The organism is Spirochaetaceae bacterium, from assembly GCA_009784515.1.
In the GTDB taxonomy this organism is placed as follows: domain Bacteria; phylum Spirochaetota; class Spirochaetia; order WRBN01; family WRBN01; genus WRBN01.
The window spans coordinates 19,715-40,455 of the sequence record WRBN01000005.1 but is presented as its reverse complement, the minus strand read 5'-3'; the positions used below and the strand labels follow the sequence as shown (position 1 = coordinate 40,455).

The window sequence follows — 20,741 nt, the reverse complement described above, 5'->3', positions numbered from 1 at the left end:
GTTTGAACTTGAACTTTTAAAATATATCCTATACTATAACGAGCATAGGATACATCAGGGCATCGGCACTACACCTCTACTAAAAAAACAAGCTATTTGTTCTTGAATTACTTGACACTTACACATGCGAGTAATCTAGTTTCAATTCACACGCTCCATGCGGAGCGCGACGCCGCCCCGCAATTATCAATCGAAAGGAATAGGTGTTTCAATTCACACGCTCCATGCGGAGCGCGACGCAGCGCCTTACTAGGGAAGCCCTGCATACGGTGTTTCAATTCACACGCTCCATGCGGAGCGCGACAAACGTAGTTCTAAAACAAGCGCTAGCAATTTACTGTTTCAATTCACACGCTCCATGCGGAGCGCGACAAGCATTTAATACCGATTATGCTATTGATATTCTGTTTCAATTCACACGCTCCATGCGGAGCGCGACGCACTTAATTGATAGTGAAACAGACGAAGAAATAGTTTCAATTCACACGCTCCATGCGGAGCGCGACTTAAACTAGAAACTGCACCAGTTGCCCCGTCAGTGTTTCAATTCACACGCTCCATGCGGAGCGCGACTTATTTCGGCCAACCCCTCCTTTAATCTTGTCCAGTTTCAATTCACACGCTCCATGCGGAGCGCGACTGCGTTCTTCGGAAACGTTACCGGACACATCGAGGTTTCAATTCACACGCTCCATGCGGAGCGCGACCTACTCGCTGGTGGCGCTTCCGCCTTCTCCGGAGGTTTCAATTCACACGCTCCATGCGGAGCGCGACGTGTGCTAATGTTATTATTTTGCGTGTATCCTGAGTTTCAATTCACACGCTCCATGCGGAGCGCGACTATTTGACTTTCGTAACAACGCATTCGACATTCGAGTTTCAATTCACACGCTCCATGCGGAGCGCGACTGCTGTAAAAAAATTCCTGAAGACATCCCCTCGATGTTTCAATTCACACGCTCCATGCGGAGCGCGACTTCTGATAAAGTTTGATTGCATACTGATATTTCTAGTTTCAATTCACACGCTCCATGCGGAGCGCGACTTTTAAGCGGTTGCTCTTCATCTGGGTCATCAATTATGTTTCAATTCACACGCTCCATGCGGAGCGCGACAGCTTAAGGCTAGGGAGCACCAATGACTAGAAGAGTGTTTCAATTCACACGCTCCATGCGGAGCGCGACTGGAATTATTACATTCCAAGTAGATAGCTATACCCGTTTCAATTCACACGCTCCATGCGGAGCGCGACCTAACTGAATTTGCTATAGATACAGGAGTAGCTAAGTTTCAATTCACACGCTCCATGCGGAGCGCGACTTAAACGCGGCCCTTTTTCTTTGCCCAGCAAAAGTTTCAATTCACACGCTCCATGCGGAGCGCGACGTAAATTTCACGTGATAGTATAGCTTGATCTGATGTTTCAATTCACACGCTCCATGCGGAGCGCGACCGGCGGATGGTAGCCTGCGGCACTTCTGTCACCGGTTTCAATTCACACGCTCCATGCGGAGCGCGACTACCTCGGTACTAAAATAAATTGGCCGGTAGAATAGTTTCAATTCACACGCTCCATGCGGAGCGCGACGCTGAGGCGCAGCATTTTTGCATAATGAGTAGGGGAGTGTTTCAATTCACACGCTCCATGCGGAGCGCGACTTATCACCCACCAATATAGGTGATTGCGTGATAAAAGTTTCAATTCACACGCTCCATGCGGAGCGCGACCAGTGCCAAAACATTTGCCCAGTTTGACGAACTAGGTTTCAATTCACACGCTCCATGCGGAGCGCGACTTTGCAAATAATTATCTATTAACTCTAGGTATAAAGGTTTCAATTCACACGCTCCATGCGGAGCGCGACTTAGTTTAGCTTCGTCTAGTTTAGGATTAAGTTTGTTTCAATTCACACGCTCCATGCGGAGCGCGACTAGTAATTTTCTTGCTTGCTCTTCGGCCATAATGTTGTTTCAATTCACACGCTCCATGCGGAGCGCGACCTTCACTTGTTACACTATCAATTAAATGCACGTAGTTTCAATTCACACGCTCCATGCGGAGCGCGACTTTGCTTTTATAAATTTATTTTCAATTATATAGTGTTTCAATTCACACGCTCCATGCGGAGCGCGACATCTTCTAACCCTAAGCGTACCCCCTCAACAGATTTGTTTCAATTCACACGCTCCATGCGGAGCGCGACTAGCCCTTAGCCGGCCATCCTCTACCATTGCCGCCAGTTTCAATTCACACGCTCCATGCGGAGCGCGACATACCACCCTTTGCGGCGGTAGCTACCGTAATTAGTTTCAATTCACACGCTCCATGCGGAGCGCGACATAAACATATTTAGCACGCTGCGCCAGTGATATTGTTTCAATTCACACGCTCCATGCGGAGCGCGACGTTTTCCAATGATATGTAAAGTGCAGCTGGAGCAGGAGTTTCAATTCACACGCTCCATGCGGAGCGCGACGCAAAGTGGTAACTTTTAGATATGGAGAGTATGGAGAGTGTTTCAATTCACACGCTCCATGCGGAGCGCGACTTGGCTAGTACGCTTGATGTGGCTAAATGTCATCAGTTTCAATTCACACGCTCCATGCGGAGCGCGACATTTTCTATTTGGTTAGTGGGTTTAACTAATAATGGTTTCAATTCACACGCTCCATGCGGAGCGCGACTCGGCTGTATTTACCGTGGCCCAAAAAGCAAATTGTTTCAATTCACACGCTCCATGCGGAGCGCGACCCTATAGCCATAGGTTATCTCTTTATTTTTAAAAGCAGTTTCAATTCACACGCTCCATGCGGAGCGCGACCAGTTTATCTGCTCTGGCGAAACGACCTCTTAGATGTTTCAATTCACACGCTCCATGCGGAGCGCGACCAGATATAACCTTATTGCCCCCCTTGACGCCATGAGAAGTGTTTCAATTCACACGCTCCATGCGGAGCGCGACAATATTATTCATTAGTTATCCCCGTTAGCAGCCTTAAGTTTCAATTCACACGCTCCATGCGGAGCGCGACACAACCTGTGCCTATTACTGGCCATAAAATCTTGAGTTTCAATTCACACGCTCCATGCGGAGCGCGACCTATATTAATATTAACATCATCAGCAACTAAATTAGTTTCAATTCACACGCTCCATGCGGAGCGCGACCTAGGCGCTGGCGGGGAATGATTGACTTTAGCAATAGTTTCAATTCACACGCTCCATGCGGAGCGCGACTCCATGATTGCGCAATATTATTAGCCAAATTATTTAAAGGTTTCAATTCACACGCTCCATGCGGAGCGCGACTGGAAGAATTGGATAATAAAATCAAACAAATGTTTGTTTCAATTCACACGCTCCATGCGGAGCGCGACAAGATAACTTTGATATAAATAATTATGCAATAAGTTTCAATTCACACGCTCCATGCGGAGCGCGACTGCAAATAATTATCTATTAACTCTAGGTATAAAGGTTTCAATTCACACGCTCCATGCGGAGCGCGACCCCTCTGTAAATATTGGCTTTATGGCATTAGAAAAGGTTTCAATTCACACGCTCCATGCGGAGCGCGACATCGTCATGTTCGGCCATTTCATGCCATTCACGGTTTCAATTCACACGCTCCATGCGGAGCGCGACATCGTCATGTTCGGCCATTTCATGCCATTCACGGTTTCAATTCACACGCTCCATGCGGAGCGCGACAAAATAATCATCTAACAAAAAATAAAGTACCCAATGTTTCAATTCACACGCTCCATGCGGAGCGCGACTTACGTTTACCCTAGTTGCCCCTAGCACCGATGGTGTTTCAATTCACACGCTCCATGCGGAGCGCGACCTTTTATAGTGCTTAGCGGTGATAGCGCCTCTAGCGTTTCAATTCACACGCTCCATGCGGAGCGCGACGCCATTATTATGGCTTATCTTACCCCGCCTAAAATAGGGTTTCAATTCACACGCTCCATGCGGAGCGCGACCTTTATGGTGTTTATCTGCTCTAAATTCTATTTTAGTTTCAATTCACACGCTCCATGCGGAGCGCGACCTCAATTCACACGCTCCATGCGGAGCGCGACCATAATAGGCATATCACCCGTAATTAAGGCAAACAAAGGGTTTCAATTCACACGCTCCATGCGGAGCGCGACCATAATAGGCATATCACCCGTAATTAAGGCAAACAAAGGGTTTCAATTCACACGCTCCATGCGGAGCGCGACGGTATAAATTTTTGGCTTTTTCTGTGGCCACAGTAAGCCGTTTCAATTCACACGCTCCATGCGGAGCGCGACTTTTTTTAGCTACTTCTTTATCAATATTATTAATGTAAAGGTTTCAATTCACACGCTCCATGCGGAGCGCGACCATAGTTTTATTCATTACCAGAACAAAGACAATATTAGGGTTTCAATTCACACGCTCCATGCGGAGCGCGACTTAATTAAAGCAGCTTATCTTTAAAGTCTACTTTCAAGGTTTCAATTCACACGCTCCATGCGGAGCGCGACATAGTTTTCGGTGTTATTTTTCGATAAAATACTGTTTCAATTCACACGCTCCATGCGGAGCGCGACCTCAGCATATTACGATAAAAGCGGAAAACTTCAATAAGGTTTCAATTTACACGCTCCATGCGGAGCGCGACTTTCCGTTCCAGCTATCCGCGCGCTGAAATCTAAAGTTTCAATTCACACGCTCCATGCGGAGCGCGACCGAGAATGAGCAAAAGATTGGCCGGCAAATCTTTAAAGAGTTTCAATTCACACGCTCCATGCGGAGCGCGACGCAGTACCCGGAGCTACTTCGTATCATATTGACAGTTTCAATTCACACGCTCCATGCGGAGCGCGACATTTATTACGAACAATAAAAATATACACACAAAAGTTTCAATTCACACGCTCCATGCGGAGCGCGACTAGATGAAGCAATGGCAGAAAACAGACTGTCTATTGTTTCAATTCACACGCTCCATGCGGAGCGCGACATCAGTTTTCCACCAGCAACCAAAGCAATATAATGTTTCAATTCACACGCTCCATGCGGAGCGCGACCCTCTACAAATGCCGCCCGTGCTTTGCGGGCGTAGTTTCAATTCACACGCTCCATGCGGAGCGCGACCCGCGTAAGCTGGTCGGCTTTACCCACCGCCTTTAGAGTTTCAATTCACACGCTCCATGCGGAGCGCGACCTCCCAGCTGGCGGGGTAAGCGCTACGTGCCGGCAGGTTTCAATTCACACGCTCCATGCGGAGCGCGACACCTCAAAAAGTGGTAAATATACAGCACTACAACAGGTTTCAATTCACACGCTCCATGCGGAGCGCGACCAAAAAATTAAAAGATTGTAGACTTAGTATTAATAGTTTCAATTCACACGCTCCATGCGGAGCGCGACCTTTTTTTTTGGGGGGGGCCCTTTAAGGCTATACCGTTTCAATTCACACGCTCCATGCGGAGCGCGACCTCAATTACTATAGTTGGCCCTTTGTATAACGTGTTTCAATTCACACGCTCCATGCGGAGCGCGACCGACAGGTACGCTATTTATGTACCTGCTGATGTTATGTTTCAATTCACACGCTCCATGCGGAGCGCGACAGCGTTTTATTAAGGTATCGGCTTCCTTTGGTTTGTTTCAATTCACACGCTCCATGCGGAGCGCGACATTCACTGTACTGGCCGCTAGGTATAAAGGTATTGTTTCAATTCACACGCTCCATGCGGAGCGCGACCAATCTAAGCCAACTGTTAAAGTAATCTAAAACAAAAGTTTCAATTCACACGCTCCATGCGGAGCGCGACGCCCCTGCTGCGATAGATAACGTATGCGTTTTAAGTTTCAATTCACACGCTCCATGCGGAGCGCGACGCAATTTTTAAAATCTATAAAGGAAATTTAAATGTTTCAATTCACACGCTCCATGCGGAGCGCGACGGCAGAGATTAAAGCTAACCTCGTTATTCCTCGTTGCGAGAAATTTCCCTTAGTATATCAAAAAATGCTTATTTTGTCTATAATACTATAAGATTGAAATAAATATATTTATAATATGAGTATAGGCAAAACCTATTTCTATAGCAAGGTAAGTGCGAAAGGTTAGCCCTTTTTATGTTAGCTTCCCCTTCGCACCAGTAATTAAATAATAAGTATGCCCTTAGGGTCATAACTCTCTTTAGCACCTATATGCTCAATTTGTGGATTATTTCCTAAGCGGTAAAAGCGCAGGCTGTCGGTTTCTTTATCAATGATATTTTCTAATTGATGCTTTACTTTGATGAACAAAGCGTTATCAAGTTCGCACTCAAAAACGGAATTCTGCACGCGCTGACCGTAATTGACACAAACTTTGGCCACTTGTCTTAGGCGGCGCTTGCCGGCTGGAGTTTCGGTGTTTACATCGTAGGCTATGAGTATTAGCATAGTTTCAGTTTAGCATAATTCCTGTTTCTGTCAAGTAAGAACTTAATTCACGCCCCTCGATAGAGGGACGATATAATTCATTGCATTTTAAAAAACACATTACTGTTTCAATTCACGTGCTGGTAAAAGCACGACAAGTATACTAAAAAGTACAATAAAAATAAGAAAATCTATAATAATTATCGAGCTATTCTTCTAGCTTATTAAACAATTCTATCATTGTTGGATTATTCTTAATTAATCGCTCAACAGTAAATTTTTCCAATTTATTATCCATTGTATTAAAATGCCCATTGAATATCCTTAATGCTTCCTTTGCATTTTCAAGACCTCTAATAGCGTTATCAATTTGCGTGATAGCTTCTTCACGTTTGTTATTTGCATATTCCATTGTTTGGAAAAAACTACTTCTAAAATTAGCTACATTATTTACAAAATTCGTAATATCTATATTCTGCTCTCTAGCTATAGCTAATTCTTTTTTGGCTTCATAAGATTTCTCAGCTGCATTTTTAAGCATGGTAATCATGAGGATAAAAACTGCGGCCTAATAACATACATTTTAGGATAGAGGTAGGAAACATCAACTATGCCTTGATTATATAAATCATTATCAGCTTCAAGGGTAGAGACTAAAATTGAATACTCACATTTTTCCTTGTTACGGTCTTTATCTAGTTTTGCTAAAAAACTTTCGTTTTTTTGTTTTACGGCAGTATCTTCGCTTTCATGCTTACATTCAAACATGATGGAAATAGATTCAACGCCCTCTGCAGGGTAACGAAAGATAAAATCTCCCTTACTGCCGCTACTGGCATCGTTATCTTTATTGAAAAAAAGCATTAGGGAAAGCCGAAGAGCAAATTTTATTAAATTCATTTTGACAATATATCTCTAAAGATTCACCTAAAGCTTTAGTTGATAATGATTTTTTCATCTTTTCCACACGTTCAATCTCCTTATCTTTATATGCAATAATGCCTTTATAGTTACTCTCCATCTCTGCAAATTTTGTATTTTGTTCGGCAATTTTAACCTTTAGGTCTGTATGTTTTTCTTGTTCTTCACTTATTATTTGAGAAATTTCTAACTTTTTGTCTCTTTCAAATAAGTCAATTTTAGCCTGAAGCTCTGATATAGATTTATCATTTGCAGCCTTTATTTTCTCTATTTCTAGAGTTTTGCTACTTAGCTCATCTTTCGATAAATTTTTTGTCTCTTCTATGGCCAATTTTATAGCATTTTCTTTTTCTTCTTTAATTTGAGTTAGCTTAACATTTAGCTCTAACACTAACCTGTCTTTTTCATGTAGTTCGTCTTTTAACAAATTTGTCGTGGTTTCCGTAACTAATTTTTTAGCTGTTTCTAATTCTTTATCAAAAGAGTTTTTTGCAGCTTGTAGAGCTTTATCAATTTCTTGCTTTACATGGCCATCAATGGTCGTTTGCTCTAACAAGTTAAATGTTTGGTTACATTTTGGGCAGTTAATTATCATTTCATTCATATTTTACTCCTAATAGTTTTGAGCTTTGATGCTTTAAAGACACCAAAACCTCTTATATTTAAGAGTGTAACATAAGTGAGAAATTTCGTCAACCTTAGTAAAGTGTTGTTTAAAGTAACCTATCATTTCCACAAAAACGGCGGGTAACCATCAAGGTCGCCGCGTAAATAGCTAGCCAGTAGTTGAGCCTGTGCATGGGGCACCAAGCCCCAGCTAATTTTTTCCTTTAAATAAGGGTGGGTAAGCTGTTCTTTTTTATGCTCTTGCCAAGCGGTTAAAAAGGTTTTACGAGTATTTTCGTCCATCATCACAGCACCGTTTTCTTTTTGCGTAAAGCCTTTGGCATTTACACGGCGAGTATTAATGAGGGTAAGTACAAATCTATCGGCTACTGGGGCGCGTAACTCCTCAATTAAATCAAGGGCCAGCGAGTGGCGGCCCGGCCGTTCTTTATGGATAAAACCTACAAAAGGGTCTAATCCCACCGCAATTAAAGCAGAGGCTATCTCTTTGGTAAGTAAGCTGTAAACAAAGGAGAGTAGGGCATTAACGTTATCCATTGGTGGGCGTTTAGTGCGCTCTTTAAAATAAAAATGTTCTTTACTATGTAAGATAAGTTCATCAAAGGCCCAAAAGTAGCTGCTGGCAGCTTTGCCCTCTATACCCATCAGTTCTTCGTGGGTTAGGCTCTTTAGGGCATCATCTTTAGCCTTTTTTAAGCTGGTAATGGCCCTAGTAATTTTTTCACCATCAACTTGCAGGGCATGGTCGCGAGTGGCTCGTTCTAACACCCAACGGCTATTGGTTATTTTGGCTGCGGTAATAACTTTAGCTAAACTTAAACTTTGCTCTACATCATCGGCTATGCGGTAATGTTTGCGCCTTAGGAGCACATTACCACGCACCTCGCCGCTAACTTCGGCTAAAAAACGGCCACTAGGCTTACAAAAGCTGAGGCTAATGCCCATTTCGACGCATTTGCCCATAAGGGCTGGGCTTACACCGCGGTAACCAAAGCTCACAATGCCTTCAAATAAGTGCAGCGGGCGGCGAGGATTTACTTCGACATTATTTACCCCTAAAAAGACAATGTTTTCCCCATCTAATGATAGGTAGACATCGGGTTGATTAACATAAAGGGTATTTAAAAGTTTTTTCATTTTTTATAGCATTTTTTGTAGGCGTTCAAAGCTAATAGTTAAGCCTGTAAAGCTTTTAACAGGTATTTCTTTTTGTTTTTCGTAAATAATTTCATCATATTTATTATTTTCATTAAGCAGATAGGTATAAACACGATAAACGCCATCAACTACCCAATATTCGTTTACTCCTGCGCGTTCGTAGTCGGTGCGTTTTTTGGTTAAATCTTTATGAAGGGTGCCGGGTGAGCCTACCTCGATGATAAAGTTAGGCGGGCCATCTATATATTGCTCGGTAATTTGGTTTGAGTTGCATACCACAATCAAATCTGGGCAATAAACAGTGGCTTTGCGAGGGAAGAGTTTGACATCAAATTCAAAAAAAACTTGGCAAGCTTTATCATCAAAAAAATTGGCCAACTGCCTAGTTAAATTAAGCATAATTTGCTGATGTTTATTACTGGGCGATGGCGACATCATCATTATTCCATCAATTAGCTCAAAACGCGGCTCTTCATTGCCTTTATAAGGTAAGCTAAAATAATCTTGCAAAGTAAAGTATTTGTTAAGAGGTATGCTGCTCATGGGTTACATTCCTTGTTGTAAGCGGCTAAAATCGATAACAAGTTCATCAAAGCTATGCACTTTTATGCTTTTGGGGTTACGGTGTACGGTCTCTTCAAATTTTCCATCAGCATTGAGGCAGTATGTATAAACCAGCACTGGGCTAACCATTACCCAATATTCGGCAACGCCTGCGCGTTCGTAATCGGTGCGTTTTTTGGTTAAATCTCTGTTAAGGGTGGACGGTGAACCAACTTCCACAATAAAATCGGGAGCCCCTAATATTTGCTGTTCGGTAATTTTGCTGCGGTCGCATACAACTAATAAGTCGGGGCGGTAAATAAGCGGCTCATCTTGAAAGAGCTGAACATCGTGGTCGGCAAAAAATTCACAGGTTTTATCATCAAAATAATTAATAAGGTACTTTGTTAAATGCCGCACCATTCGGGCATGATTACTGCTAGGAGAGGGAGACATGGTGAGTATACCATCTATAAGCTCCTGTTTGCCGCGTTCATCAAGAAGTAGGTTAAAATAGTCGGTTAAAGTAAGGTATTTGTTAAGGGGGATATTGCTCATGGCTTTAGTATACCACAAGTTAAAGGGCATGGCAAATAAAATGAGCAGGTTATTTTCTGAAAAAATTGAAAAAAAATAGGCTAGCCTATTGCATCTTAGCAGCATAGCTGCTAAGAATCTTTTCTTTAGTGATTAGCCAAAATTAAATAGCCATAAAAGGAGAGAAAAATGGTTAAAAACAAAATGGTTTGGCTAATTGCAGCCATATTTGCAGCTTTAGCGGTGGCCTGCAATCTTAACAGGAATAGCAATGGGGCCGAAGAAACCAATGGTTTAAGCGCACGCGCTTTAGCTATGCGGGCCGCTATTATTGAACGTTTTGATAACGAAGTTACGGCGCGTGCTTTTTTAATGCGAAATGATGATAGCAGGGTAAACTTTGCCGATGTGCCCGATAGGTTTTGGGTTGGGCAAGATGATACTACTGCCTTATTTGTAGATACCGGCCGTGCAAGATTTACTGGCGAAATGGAAACGCTACCACCCGAATATTTTGATGGCTACGCTGATGGTTGGCACGAATTTAGAGCATGGCTAGAGTTTTATTTTGATAGAGACATACTTGATGAAGCCGGCAATAGGGTTGATGATGCCAATTTAACTAAAGTTGTTATGGGAGATAGGTATTTTGGCTTTGAAAGAAAAGATGAAGATGGCAATATTATTAGCTGGACGGCAGATGACCCGATAAATGGCGATATGGGGGGAGACCAAGGAGTATTGACAGCTTTAGGAAATGGCTGGGAGTATGTAAATATAGATGGTGATACAAGCTACATGACGGATGAAGATGCAATGGAATGGTTTCAGTATGCTTTGTTTATGATTTCTTTGCTTGAATAAAAGGTGATTACATTTAGCAAAGGTTAAAACAGCTCTATTTTATTTAATTACTAAGGCACTCTTCTAAAAAGAGTGCTTTCTTTGTGGCTTTTAAAACCTTTTTAGGTTTCCTCTTCACCATGCATGGCCTTATAGCTTTTTTTGCGCAAGGCATGAGCCTTTTTATATGAAGATAGAAAGCACAAGAAAAAATTATTGAGAAGGTAACAAAAAGCCTTTACGGAATAAATGATGGTTTACTTGATATAACAGGGTGATAGAGATAGGCTCTTTTAGCACCCTTAAAACCGATTTAGGCAAAAAACGTGCTGCTTATGAGCGTGCTGGAGTAAAAGAGAATTGGGTGGTGCGTAACCCCTATTTTGTGCACATCTTTGTACTTAATAACGATGGTGTTTATGTAGAAAGCGTACACCGTAACGAGGCTAGCATTAAGGTACACAGCTTTGAAGGTTTAACCATTGATTTAAATTACTTACAAAAGTAAAGTTTTAATCATCATCACTTAACATATTCGCTAAATAACTTTTTACGCTTTCTCTTTTAGCTAAATTGGGCAGGCATTCCTCTTTTAGCGAGCAGTTATCACAATGTTTAGCGGGTTTGGCTTTGGGTACGTAGCCCCGCGCGTAGTAATTACGCATTTCGGCCAGTAAATTGGCCACATTTTGCCGTAGCTCGACAGTAATGGCTACAGGCTCACGGCGTTTAATTTCACCATAATAAATATAGGCTGTTTCGATGGGCTTACAGCACAGCATTTCTTCTAGGCACATCGCCTGTGCGCACAGTTGGCGGCTATCGGCCTCGTGGCCATGCGATATGCAAAGCCCTCCGCTTACTCGGCCTTTGCCTTTTTTATACTCAATCGGTGTGGGTTGCCACAGCCCTTCACGGCCAAATAGCGGCACGCCCTCATCGGCTTTTATAAACTCAACAATATCGCAGTTACCCTGCATTTGGTGCTTATGCGAGATAATGGGCATTTCGCGGCTAATGAGTACATTACCTCGTTTATCGGTTAAAAGCGGGTTATGGGCTTTTTCGTGCATAAGTGCGCCCTGTATAGTAAGGGCGTTGTCGGCCCAAACTTGCTCTATATAAATTAAGGCCCAGCGGCGGCGGCAAAAGGTAAAGTGTTGCAAGCCAGAGATGAGGAAGTAGGTGTCGGTGTTGTGCATGATTAACTCATTTTACTTAGATTTTTTAACCTTCGGCTCTTTAACCGGCAAACTTTTTACATGTTCAAAACCTTTATCAAACCATTTTTGCAGTTCAGGTGTTTCACTAAACAAATCGGCACTAAACATCACGTAATCTTTCATGGCCTTACCATTTAAGGCCACAAAGGGCTGCACCTCATCAAAAGCTTCCATCATGGCCGCTTGGTCGGCGGGTTTTAAACGTAGCATAATATTTTCGCCGTGCACGCTGCTAAACATATTACCGTTGTAAAACCATGTAGGGTAACCAAACATGGGGCGGTATTGTAGCGGGTAGTGCTCCATCTGTGTGGTAAGCCAATCGGTCATATCCGCAGGGGCTTTTGTCCATGCCATGTTTTAATTTACCTTCCTATGGAAATGGGCTATAAGTTCTCTAGCACAAATTGTACTAATTTTTTATGGCGTTTTTCAATGGCCTCGCTATCCCACACCTCTAATTGATGGTCGTCTCTAATTTCAAGTTGTTGCTTTAAATGAATAAAGCTGCTTTTCTTTTTGTCAAAACTAGAGTCACCTTTAACAGTGTTTCGAGGAGTTAATAAAATATAATTCCCCAACAAGTCAAATTTAGTATAATTTTTACCGGGTTTAGCACGAATATAATCTAATGAAAGCTCATCGTAATCATAATTACATTTATCACCGTTATTTGTTTCATATTGCCATAAAATAAATTTAATAACTTTTTCTTTATCTTCAACAGACTCTTCTAAGGCTTCTTTTATTTTGGTGTTATTCCAATAGTCTCCAGCAATTTTAAATTCATTTATTTCTATTTTTTGACCGCTTCGCATCGTTTTTAAAACTTCAATTCGGTCTGTAATAGGGCTTATATCGTTACTGTTGTCATTAAACTTATTAAACACATCACCTAAACGTTGATGCAAGTAGCCTTTACCGCCTATTAAGCGTCTGCGTACTTCAAGAGCCATAAAATTATTGCACAAAGTATCAATGTCAGCTTTAGGTAAATTAAAGTTATAGGCTTTAATAATAAAAGGCATAAAGAGATAACTTTCGTCTTCTAAAATGATTAAACTACGTATATTGGGAAAATTCAAACTATCATCTCTGTAAAAATAAATTAAATTATTAAAACACTTTTCTAATTGTTCACAAAACCTTAAGATAAAATCAACACCCTTTGTTCCCTGAAATTTCTCATTGTTAAATGTTTGCATAATTTCTTCATGAACATTAATTGTAGGTGTAAGCTTTCCATACCAAACTCTGGCAAACCACCCCAAAACGGTATCTTCATCTATATTAATAATGGCTTGAGCTTTATAGATATTTTCAAAATGTTGCTGGAGCTTATTAATGTTTTCGGCGGCCTGTCCACTCCCAAAGAGATGTAACTTATGCATGAATTGGGCTTTTATTTTTTCTAGAATGGTAACTTTCAGCCCCCTATCATTTTGAAAAATAAACATTTGAGCAGCCTGCATAGAATTTTGAACCAACTGAGCCGTAGTACAGCTTGCTTTTAAAACTATATCAACAAGAGCCTCAATATGTTCTTGTACTTTGTAGGGTAATCTTTTGTTAAAATAGTCAAAGGCATTAGCTATACGCTGTGATGATTTTGTTGGTAAATTGTCTTTATTTGTTTTGGTTTTATTCATCACATAGTCAATAAAAAATTGATTATCATAACCAATGGTTGAAAATTTATTAAGATTAATATTATAATTATTTAAATTAGCTGAAGTGGCAGCTAAAAATATAACAATTGTTGTCAGTCTTTGTTGGCCGTCAATTACGTAAAAATTATCATCTTCATTCTTTTCAAATAAAAAATGCCCAAAGTGGTAAGGAGTAGTTAGCCCTGCTGTAGTAATAGCTTTATAGTGTTCTTCAAGGTCTTCTATAAACTGGCTAAGCTGCCCTTTGTCCCGCCATTCTCGCCACGCATAGGCTCGTTGGTAATTAGGTACGGCAATGGTATTTGTTAGCAAGTTGGCAATGGTTGTTATATTATTCATCTTTAATCTACCACCTAATAGCCAAAAATTTTGGTACCCCTAGTTTACACTAGGAGTACCCATTTGTCAAACAAATTTTTATAGCTTCTCTTCAATCACAACACCACTAGGCAACTTACCGCTCTCCACCTCAATTTTATAATCGGCAAAATACCTTGCCGGCGGCAAATCTTTTAGCAGTTCCTTTTGGGTAACCACATCACCCACGGCTTCGCCTTTGTCATTAAGGCGTTTAACGCGTACTAGGTCAAACAGGGTTTGTGCAGGGGCATTGCCTAGCTTGCTTTCGTGTTTAAACACAATCAGCTTTCTCGCTCCCATTTTGCCTCTACTTGCCGAATGGTCTTGCTCAAACATGTTAATTAAGCTCTCCCATAGTAAATCTAAATCTTCTTGGGTAAAACCTGTGGCAGCGGCTTGGTTAGCGCTAATAAAGCCCTCCATGCGGTACAGGCCGTAGGGAATGTAGGTTTTTTTGCCGATGGTACGTTCTTTTTGTAAATCTTCTTCTTTAGTTACAGCCATACGGGTTACACTAATTTCGGTGGGCATAACAGGCTCTACGCTTTGACTAAAAGTAAACTGCACAGGACCTCTCACTACACCGCTGGCAGCGCCGGTATTCATCACCGCACCAAAGGTACGAATATCATAAAAGTTATTACAAAGCCATTTTTTAGCATTATCAGTTTTAGCATTACCTTTGGTTGCATTTGGGCTTTTCTCCCTTAAATCGCTACCAACGGCTTCATGTGCTTTATCGTGATTACGATTTAAAACAGACGCTTCTTTAATATAAATATTGTAACGTCTTTCTTCACTATTTTCTGAGACATAGTTGTCTTCCCCTTGTGGCTTATCTGTCATAGTTACATAGTTACGTACTTTACGTTTTAAAGATACATCGGTAGTTATACCTAAACCCGTCTCCACATCAACACGGGGAAGGTTGCCGGCATCAGGGTCGCCGTTGGGGTTACCGTTGGTTACCTCAAAAAAATAGACAAAGTCGTAGCGGTTTTCAATATTACTCATGGTTAGTTAGCTCCTTCTTCAGTTGGGTTAATATCTGCGGGTTTAGCCGATTTTAATCTTTGCCACACAGCGGCTTTTTCTTGGTAGTAGCCAATGTAAAACAATCCTTGCCCCTCTGTGGAGAGAGTTTTAGGAAAGTTCATACCCTCTTTAAAGAGGTTAAAAATTTCTTGTAACTCTTTATCAATATTAACGGCAAGGCCACCACCAATTTTACTTTTGTGGTGCTGGTTAAGGTTTAATAATTGCGGAAAAACTCGCACCGGCGTACTGGCTGCGGTGGCCAAATATTTGTCGGCAATAGTAGTACCGCCGCCAATGGCTTTATTTTGAGTGGCCTCTAGCACGGCAAAGAGCCGCCCGCACAGGTAGCCCACATCGTCTAATTGTTCATTAAGCACTTTATTTATCTCCTCTCGTTTATCATAATTTCTTACTAATACACCTTTAATAATGCTGGCACGCGGCCGTGTAACCTGCCCATCGGCCTTAATAGCCCGTATTACCGCCACTAATAAGTTTTGCGGATAATTTATTCCGCTAAAGATAGCGTAGGCAATTTTACCGGCTAGGTTATCGTCAATAGCTTCACTTCTATTTTTCTTAATATTTTGGCTTACAAGACTATCCATTAGTTTATAAAGCCCCACATATTGCTTAATTTTTTTCGTGCCATCTTTACCGCTTTTAGCTTTAATGGGCTTTCTCTCTTCATCTTTGGCGGGCTCATCGGGCGGTGTGCCTAAAGCTATATCTTGGTAATGGCTGGCAATGCTCATTTTTAATTTATCAACATTACTTTCTAAAAAGAAGCGAATGCCCAGCCGCCCAGCCGCGGGGATAAGGGCTAAAATGTAAAAAGCTTGATTATCCCTTGCCTTTAAAGTAACCTTGTTTTGCTTTAACTGAGAATATTCAGCCAGCAAATTATCAAGGGCAGTCTCTTCGGCTTCAATAATTAAATCAATTTCATCTTCGGCGGGGTCTTTAATTTCACTCCAATAAACAAAAGTGGTACTCCCAGCACGTGTATACCGCTTGCTATTACTAAGCAAATAATTAAGGGCGGCGGCATAATTAAAGGCAGTTTCCCCGCTAATTTTAGCATTTTCGCCACCCTTAAGGCCATAACTTTCAAAGATGGTGTCGTTATAACTTACAAGGTTGGCCCCAGTAGGTTGCGCCCCTGCTACACCTTTAATTTTTTCGTGCAAACGTACTAAGGGCATATCTTCTTTCCCGCTTATCAGGCAAGTTCCTTTAGTTACATCGCTGCCGCTAAACTTTTGCTCGTAGTCTTGTTTAAAAGCCTCTTTAATCTCCTCATTTTCATGCACATAAAGGCTTTCACCCATTTCAACCTCAAAGACTAAGCTGGCCGGGTTTTTTACTAAATCGTCCCATTTTTCTTTAATAATGTTGTTTTCTAAGGCTTGTTCAGGTAACCAGTTATCAAAAAACTTAATCACCGCCTGCATTTCACTATTATTGGTTAATTTATCACCTATAGCATGGTGCAGTTTTTTGGTAGCTTCAAAGTAAGCCTCGTAAAGTTTGCTATCTTTACTATCTACTCCTAATAAATATTTGGCTTTACCGCACAAAAAGCGTTCGCGGATACCGCCGCTATCGTCTAGTTGATAAGGCACAAAGAGTTTTTTACTTTGTACCTTAGCTTTTTCGGCATTCCCTATAAGGTTTATGGCTATGAGTTTACCTTCTTTATTAATAACTAAAGCATAGTTTACCTTAATTTTACTTGATGACCTACTAGGAATATTTTCACGCTCATTAGGGTCACTTTCTAGCCGATTATATAACTTGTATAAAGCGTTTAGTATCATTGTTTTACCTCTACACCCTCTATTGTAAGCACATTATTTATCAATTTTGCCTCAAAGTAACGCGGCTGTAAAACTTTAGCTTGAGGGTTACTATAATCCACATCATAAAGCATGTACCCTAAATCTTTATAGTCAATTTCTGCAACTTGCTCACCTTTAGCTTTAATAAACTCAAGCTCAGTATGTACATCTTGAGCCTCTCTAAAAAAGGCACTAAACTCACGGCAGCCCAAAAAGGGCTGGGCAAAGCATTGGCCATTTTGTAAACGCCGTTTGATGATAGCAAAGTGTTTTTCTTCGGTGTCTTCCGTTCCTGCTTTAGCGGTTAAGGTAAAGTAAGCGTCTACTATATAAGCCACGTCTTTTAACAGTAAACCGTTACGTTGCACGCGGTTGTTCTCAATAATGATACCGCCCTTATTTCCACCGCTTTCGCTTTGCTGGCCGTACACCTCATTACGTTTTACCGTCATAAACTGAATAGGTTTTAGCACCGTGATAGAGCGGATATGCCACTCTATTGCCGGCTTCCAATAAATAGCCTGCAGCATATTGCGTACGGCACCCGGTGTGGGTACATCATAACTTACCCGCTCGGTTTTTAGCTCGGGGCGGGTAAAACAGGCATATTGGCCCTCAAAATAAACTTGTACTCCCTGCATATTGCCTCTCTTCTAAATTATATAATCTTCGGGCTTACCGGCTTCGGCCTCTTCACTTAGGCCATAGTTGCTACTATAACAATCTGTATAATAATTTTTATTTAAAATATAAATCGTGCTATCTTTGTTAATAGCTAGCGGAATTAAAGCACCTAATTTATTAAGCTTACTAAAGGTATTATCATACACCGAAACTTGGCTTTTAGCAAGTTTTTTTAAAATTTTACTGATACTTCTAGGTTTCCTCTCATCTAGCCCTAGCTTTCTCTCTGCAATTATTTTTTGTAAATCTTCAATTAATTCTAAAGCTGCATTATTGTAAGGAATAATAAGAGAGTATTGTTCATTATCAATAATTTTAAAATTTTTATCAACACCGGCAAAATTATAGCCCCTATAGCCGGTTTCAAAGAGGCTTTTAGTAAAGCTTGTACTGCATTTACAAAGTTCATGAACCTCTTTTTCATCTAAACTATATTTACTATAAAGTTTTTTAAAATATAAAGTAATAGTACTTTGTGCAAAAAATTCTTCTGTAGCAAAATTACGTTTTACCATCTCAAAGGTCTCTGTTTGCTTTTGAAAGAGTAGCGGCTCTTTGTACTCATCGCTAGTCAAGCTAAAAATAACAAACTTCCCCAACTGCGGTAACTTATTATTGCGGTTACAACGGCCTGCGGCCTGTACCAAACTATCTAGCCCCGCCTTATAACGGTAAACTACCGGAAAATCTATATCTACCCCCGCCTCAATAAGTTGAGTGGTAACAAGGCGGCAGGGCTGGTTATTTTTAAGACACTCTTTTACTTTGTCCAGTATCTCTAACCTATGCTGTACACACATTAAGGCACTTAAATGATAAACATTTTCAGTTTTATCTTTGCTAAGCTCTTCAAAGAGTTCACGCGCTAACCTACGCGTGCTAACAATGCACAAAACTTGGTTAAGGTTTGCAAGCTCATTAATGAGCTTGTCTTTAGTTATTTGCTCTTTTAGCTCTATCGTAACCCGCTCAAAATGTTTGGCTAGCTCCAGCGGATTATTGATGATTTCAGTAACATCTTTTTCGGGCAACCCAAAACCTTTTTCAGCTATTTTTGCAGGTAAATGGCTTTGTAACAAAGCCGGCTGAGTAGCCGTACACAGCACCACGCTGGTATTGTATTTAGGTAGTTCCTTTAGGGTTTCTAGCAAAGCGATAAGATACTGGGTGGGGAGTAGCTGGCATTCATCTAAAATAACCACACTGTTTAATATGTTATGAATTTTACGCGTTTTTTGAGGATTAGCCGAAAAGAGGCTCTCCCAAAATTGCACGGCGGTGGTTACAATAATGGGTGCGTCCCAGTTTTCGCTAGCAAGTTCGGCACGGTGGTTAATTTGCTCTTCTTTGCCCTCATGAGTATTTTTAAATTGATAATTGTTGGTGCTGTAATGGGCTAATACCTCTTCCTCACCAAAAATTTTTGCATATTCATTCGCATTCTGGTCGATAATAGCAGTAAAGGGCGCTACATAAATAACCCTTTCTTGCCCGTACTTTATAGCATGTTTTAAGGCAAAGACCATACTACTTAAGGTTTTACCGCCACCGGTGGGCACGGTTAAACTAAACAGACCGATGGGTTTATCGGCAGCGGCTAAACATTCGTTATAAATGGCACTACGCTGGCTATTTAATAGGCCATCTTTGGTGGCTAAATCGGGCTTTAAGTTGCCAAATTTATTTTGATAATAATTCAAAAATTTTTTGGCCAGTTCATTAATCTTTTTATATTCTTTACGTTTTTCGGCCTTATTATTTTCTTTACCTTCTTCATTAAAGGCTTCACTATCAAGACGGTCGGCATCAACCAACATACTAAAGAGCATTCGGCTAAGGAAAGTTAGGCTAAAATTTACCGCCCCGTCCTTATCAATTAGTGCGGGGTTAAAGAATGAACCTTTTGTGTTAAACTTAGTAAGTTCATTCTCTAAAAAAAGGTAATCAACACTATTAGCGTAACTGGTTTCGGCATAATCTTTGCTTAAAACATTTTGCAGTTTATTATCGGCGGCAAGGGTATCGTAAAGGCCGGCATGATGAGCGGCGATAATGTTTATTAAAATGTCTTTCAATAAGGGATTAAAATTTTGCTGACCCAGTAAATACTTAGCTCCAGCGCCTGCGTGTGGACAGTCGCTTTTAATGCCCTTTAACTTATTTTGAAAGGCGGACTGTAGCTTACCGTAATCGTGCAACAGGCCGGCCAAATAACCTAATTGTTTACTATCAATACTATTATTAATTACAGGCTGAAGTTTGGCTGAAAAGCCGGCGGTGAGTCTGGCAACTTCCTCCAAATGGTCTGTAAGAAGTTGTTTGGGTGCACCTACGATAGTGTTGCCAAAGTTATCGGTTTTAGTGCGGGCGTAGTAGTTGCGAATATATTCGGGTTTTAGTATAATCTTTCCCCTATCTTTAGATTTACTAAACTATACCCATCTTTTAGCCAGTCGTCAAGTTATTTTTAAAAAAATATTATCAATTAATTATCCCCATACCTTCTTGCTATCTCACTAGCCGGTATCACGGGGGTGGTTAGCTGTCTAAATATCATATCGGCTATACCAATGCCACCGCTGCGGCTAAGCATTTGCGCGTATTGGTCATGTAGCATATCATTAAAAATGTCTCGTCCTTGGTCATGGGCCATACTGCCCGAAGAGGGCGGGTTTAGGCTTTTGCGCATTTCATCAAACATCATTTTAATGAACAAGCCTTCAAACTCTTGGGTTTTAGCTTTAATAGCTTCCAACTCGCTGGGGCTTAGTGCGGCTACATCAACTTCCGCTATGGCACGCAGGCCGCTAATAGCCCCATCTTGCTGTTGAGTACGGGCATTATTAAAGTTATCTAGGTTGCTGTTAAGGCTAGGTATATTCAT

Annotated in this window: 14 protein-coding genes, 1 pseudogene and 1 CRISPR repeat array; of the genes and pseudogenes, 2 read left to right on the top strand and 13 right to left on the bottom strand. The window is 41.1% G+C overall.

The window, feature by feature from the left end:
* Positions 1–138: 138 nt before the first annotated feature.
* A CRISPR array of direct repeats spans positions 139–5,947; the repeat unit is 33 nt; unit sequence GTTTCAATTCACACGCTCCATGCGGAGCGCGAC.
* Between the two features lie 201 nt (positions 5,948–6,148).
* The 5 genes and pseudogenes from cas2 to FWE37_01215 form a co-directional block, all read right to left on the bottom strand.
* On the bottom strand, positions 6,149–6,433 hold the full coding sequence (cas2, locus tag FWE37_01235; protein ID MCL2519615.1) for a CRISPR-associated endonuclease Cas2: 285 nt from the start codon (positions 6,431–6,433) through the stop codon (positions 6,149–6,151).
* 187 nt (positions 6,434–6,620) lie between these two features.
* Positions 6,621–7,370 (bottom strand): annotated as a pseudogene (locus FWE37_01230) (DUF2130 domain-containing protein).
* A gap of 689 nt (positions 7,371–8,059) precedes the next feature.
* Positions 8,060–9,097 (bottom strand): type I-C CRISPR-associated endonuclease Cas1c, encoded by a 1,038-nt coding sequence (gene cas1c, locus FWE37_01225; GenBank protein ID MCL2519614.1) that lies wholly within the window; start codon positions 9,095–9,097, stop codon positions 8,060–8,062.
* 3 nt (positions 9,098–9,100) lie between these two features.
* Positions 9,101–9,661 (bottom strand): Uma2 family endonuclease, encoded by a 561-nt coding sequence (locus tag FWE37_01220; protein MCL2519613.1) that lies wholly within the window; start codon positions 9,659–9,661, stop codon positions 9,101–9,103.
* 3 nt (positions 9,662–9,664) lie between these two features.
* Positions 9,665–10,219: a Uma2 family endonuclease gene (locus tag FWE37_01215; protein MCL2519612.1), complete on the bottom strand. Its 555-nt coding sequence runs from the start codon at positions 10,217–10,219 to the stop codon at positions 9,665–9,667.
* A 168-nt stretch (positions 10,220–10,387) separates the two neighbouring features.
* Here FWE37_01215 and FWE37_01210 point away from each other — a divergent pair, with 168 nt between their 5' ends.
* Together FWE37_01210 and FWE37_01205 are read left to right on the top strand one after the other, a co-directional pair.
* Positions 10,388–11,062, top strand: a complete 675-nt coding sequence (locus FWE37_01210; protein ID MCL2519611.1) for a hypothetical protein — start codon at positions 10,388–10,390, stop codon at positions 11,060–11,062.
* 253 nt (positions 11,063–11,315) lie between these two features.
* A complete protein-coding gene (locus FWE37_01205; GenBank protein MCL2519610.1) occupies positions 11,316–11,549 on the top strand; it encodes a Uma2 family endonuclease in 234 nt (77 codons plus the stop codon).
* Positions 11,550–11,553: 4 nt separating this feature from the next.
* Here FWE37_01205 and cas4 read toward each other — a convergent pair whose 3' ends face one another.
* The 8 genes from cas4 to FWE37_01165 all read right to left on the bottom strand — a co-directional run bounded on the left by cas4 (position 11,554) and on the right by FWE37_01165 (position 20,741).
* Positions 11,554–12,243, bottom strand: a complete 690-nt coding sequence (gene cas4, locus FWE37_01200) for a CRISPR-associated protein Cas4 (GenBank protein MCL2519609.1) — start codon at positions 12,241–12,243, stop codon at positions 11,554–11,556.
* 12 nt (positions 12,244–12,255) lie between these two features.
* On the bottom strand, positions 12,256–12,621 hold the full coding sequence (locus tag FWE37_01195; GenBank protein MCL2519608.1) for a TfoX/Sxy family protein: 366 nt from the start codon (positions 12,619–12,621) through the stop codon (positions 12,256–12,258).
* A 29-nt stretch (positions 12,622–12,650) separates the two neighbouring features.
* A complete protein-coding gene (locus FWE37_01190; protein MCL2519607.1) occupies positions 12,651–14,273 on the bottom strand; it encodes a DUF262 domain-containing protein in 1,623 nt (540 codons plus the stop codon).
* 78 nt (positions 14,274–14,351) lie between these two features.
* Positions 14,352–15,308: a type I-C CRISPR-associated protein Cas7/Csd2 gene (gene cas7c / locus FWE37_01185; GenBank protein MCL2519606.1), complete on the bottom strand. Its 957-nt coding sequence runs from the start codon at positions 15,306–15,308 to the stop codon at positions 14,352–14,354.
* 2 nt (positions 15,309–15,310) lie between these two features.
* Positions 15,311–17,152 carry a type I-C CRISPR-associated protein Cas8c/Csd1 gene (cas8c, locus tag FWE37_01180; protein MCL2519605.1) on the bottom strand — a complete coding sequence of 614 codons (1,842 nt, stop codon included), beginning with the start codon at positions 17,150–17,152 and terminating at the stop codon, positions 15,311–15,313.
* Positions 17,149–17,814 carry a type I-C CRISPR-associated protein Cas5c gene (gene cas5c / locus FWE37_01175; protein MCL2519604.1) on the bottom strand — a complete coding sequence of 222 codons (666 nt, stop codon included), beginning with the start codon at positions 17,812–17,814 and terminating at the stop codon, positions 17,149–17,151. Before cas5c ends, cas8c begins: the two co-directional genes overlap by 4 nt.
* Positions 17,815–17,826: 12 nt before the next feature.
* Positions 17,827–20,157 carry a CRISPR-associated helicase Cas3' gene (cas3, locus tag FWE37_01170; protein ID MCL2519603.1) on the bottom strand — a complete coding sequence of 777 codons (2,331 nt, stop codon included), beginning with the start codon at positions 20,155–20,157 and terminating at the stop codon, positions 17,827–17,829.
* Positions 20,158–20,342: 185 nt separating this feature from the next.
* The gene (locus FWE37_01165) at positions 20,343–20,741 is read right to left on the bottom strand and encodes a rod-binding protein (GenBank protein MCL2519602.1); all 399 of its coding nucleotides are present in this window, start codon (positions 20,739–20,741) and stop codon (positions 20,343–20,345) included.

Coding starts and splice junctions, on each gene's coding strand:
- cas2 (MCL2519615.1), bottom strand. CDS start 6,433: ATGCTAATACTCATAGCCTACGATGTAAACACCGAAACTCCAGCCGGC.
- cas1c (MCL2519614.1), bottom strand. CDS start 9,097: ATGAAAAAACTTTTAAATACCCTTTATGTTAATCAACCCGATGTCTAC.
- FWE37_01220 (MCL2519613.1), bottom strand. CDS start 9,661: ATGAGCAGCATACCTCTTAACAAATACTTTACTTTGCAAGATTATTTT.
- FWE37_01215 (MCL2519612.1), bottom strand. CDS start 10,219: ATGAGCAATATCCCCCTTAACAAATACCTTACTTTAACCGACTATTTT.
- FWE37_01210 (MCL2519611.1), top strand. CDS start 10,388: ATGGTTAAAAACAAAATGGTTTGGCTAATTGCAGCCATATTTGCAGCT.
- cas4 (MCL2519609.1), bottom strand. CDS start 12,243: ATGCACAACACCGACACCTACTTCCTCATCTCTGGCTTGCAACACTTT.
- FWE37_01195 (MCL2519608.1), bottom strand. CDS start 12,621: ATGGCATGGACAAAAGCCCCTGCGGATATGACCGATTGGCTTACCACA.
- FWE37_01190 (MCL2519607.1), bottom strand. CDS start 14,273: ATGAATAATATAACAACCATTGCCAACTTGCTAACAAATACCATTGCC.
- cas7c (MCL2519606.1), bottom strand. CDS start 15,308: ATGAGTAATATTGAAAACCGCTACGACTTTGTCTATTTTTTTGAGGTA.
- cas8c (MCL2519605.1), bottom strand. CDS start 17,152: ATGATACTAAACGCTTTATACAAGTTATATAATCGGCTAGAAAGTGAC.
- cas5c (MCL2519604.1), bottom strand. CDS start 17,814: ATGCAGGGAGTACAAGTTTATTTTGAGGGCCAATATGCCTGTTTTACC.
- FWE37_01165 (MCL2519602.1), bottom strand. CDS start 20,741: ATGAATATACCTAGCCTTAACAGCAACCTAGATAACTTTAATAATGCC.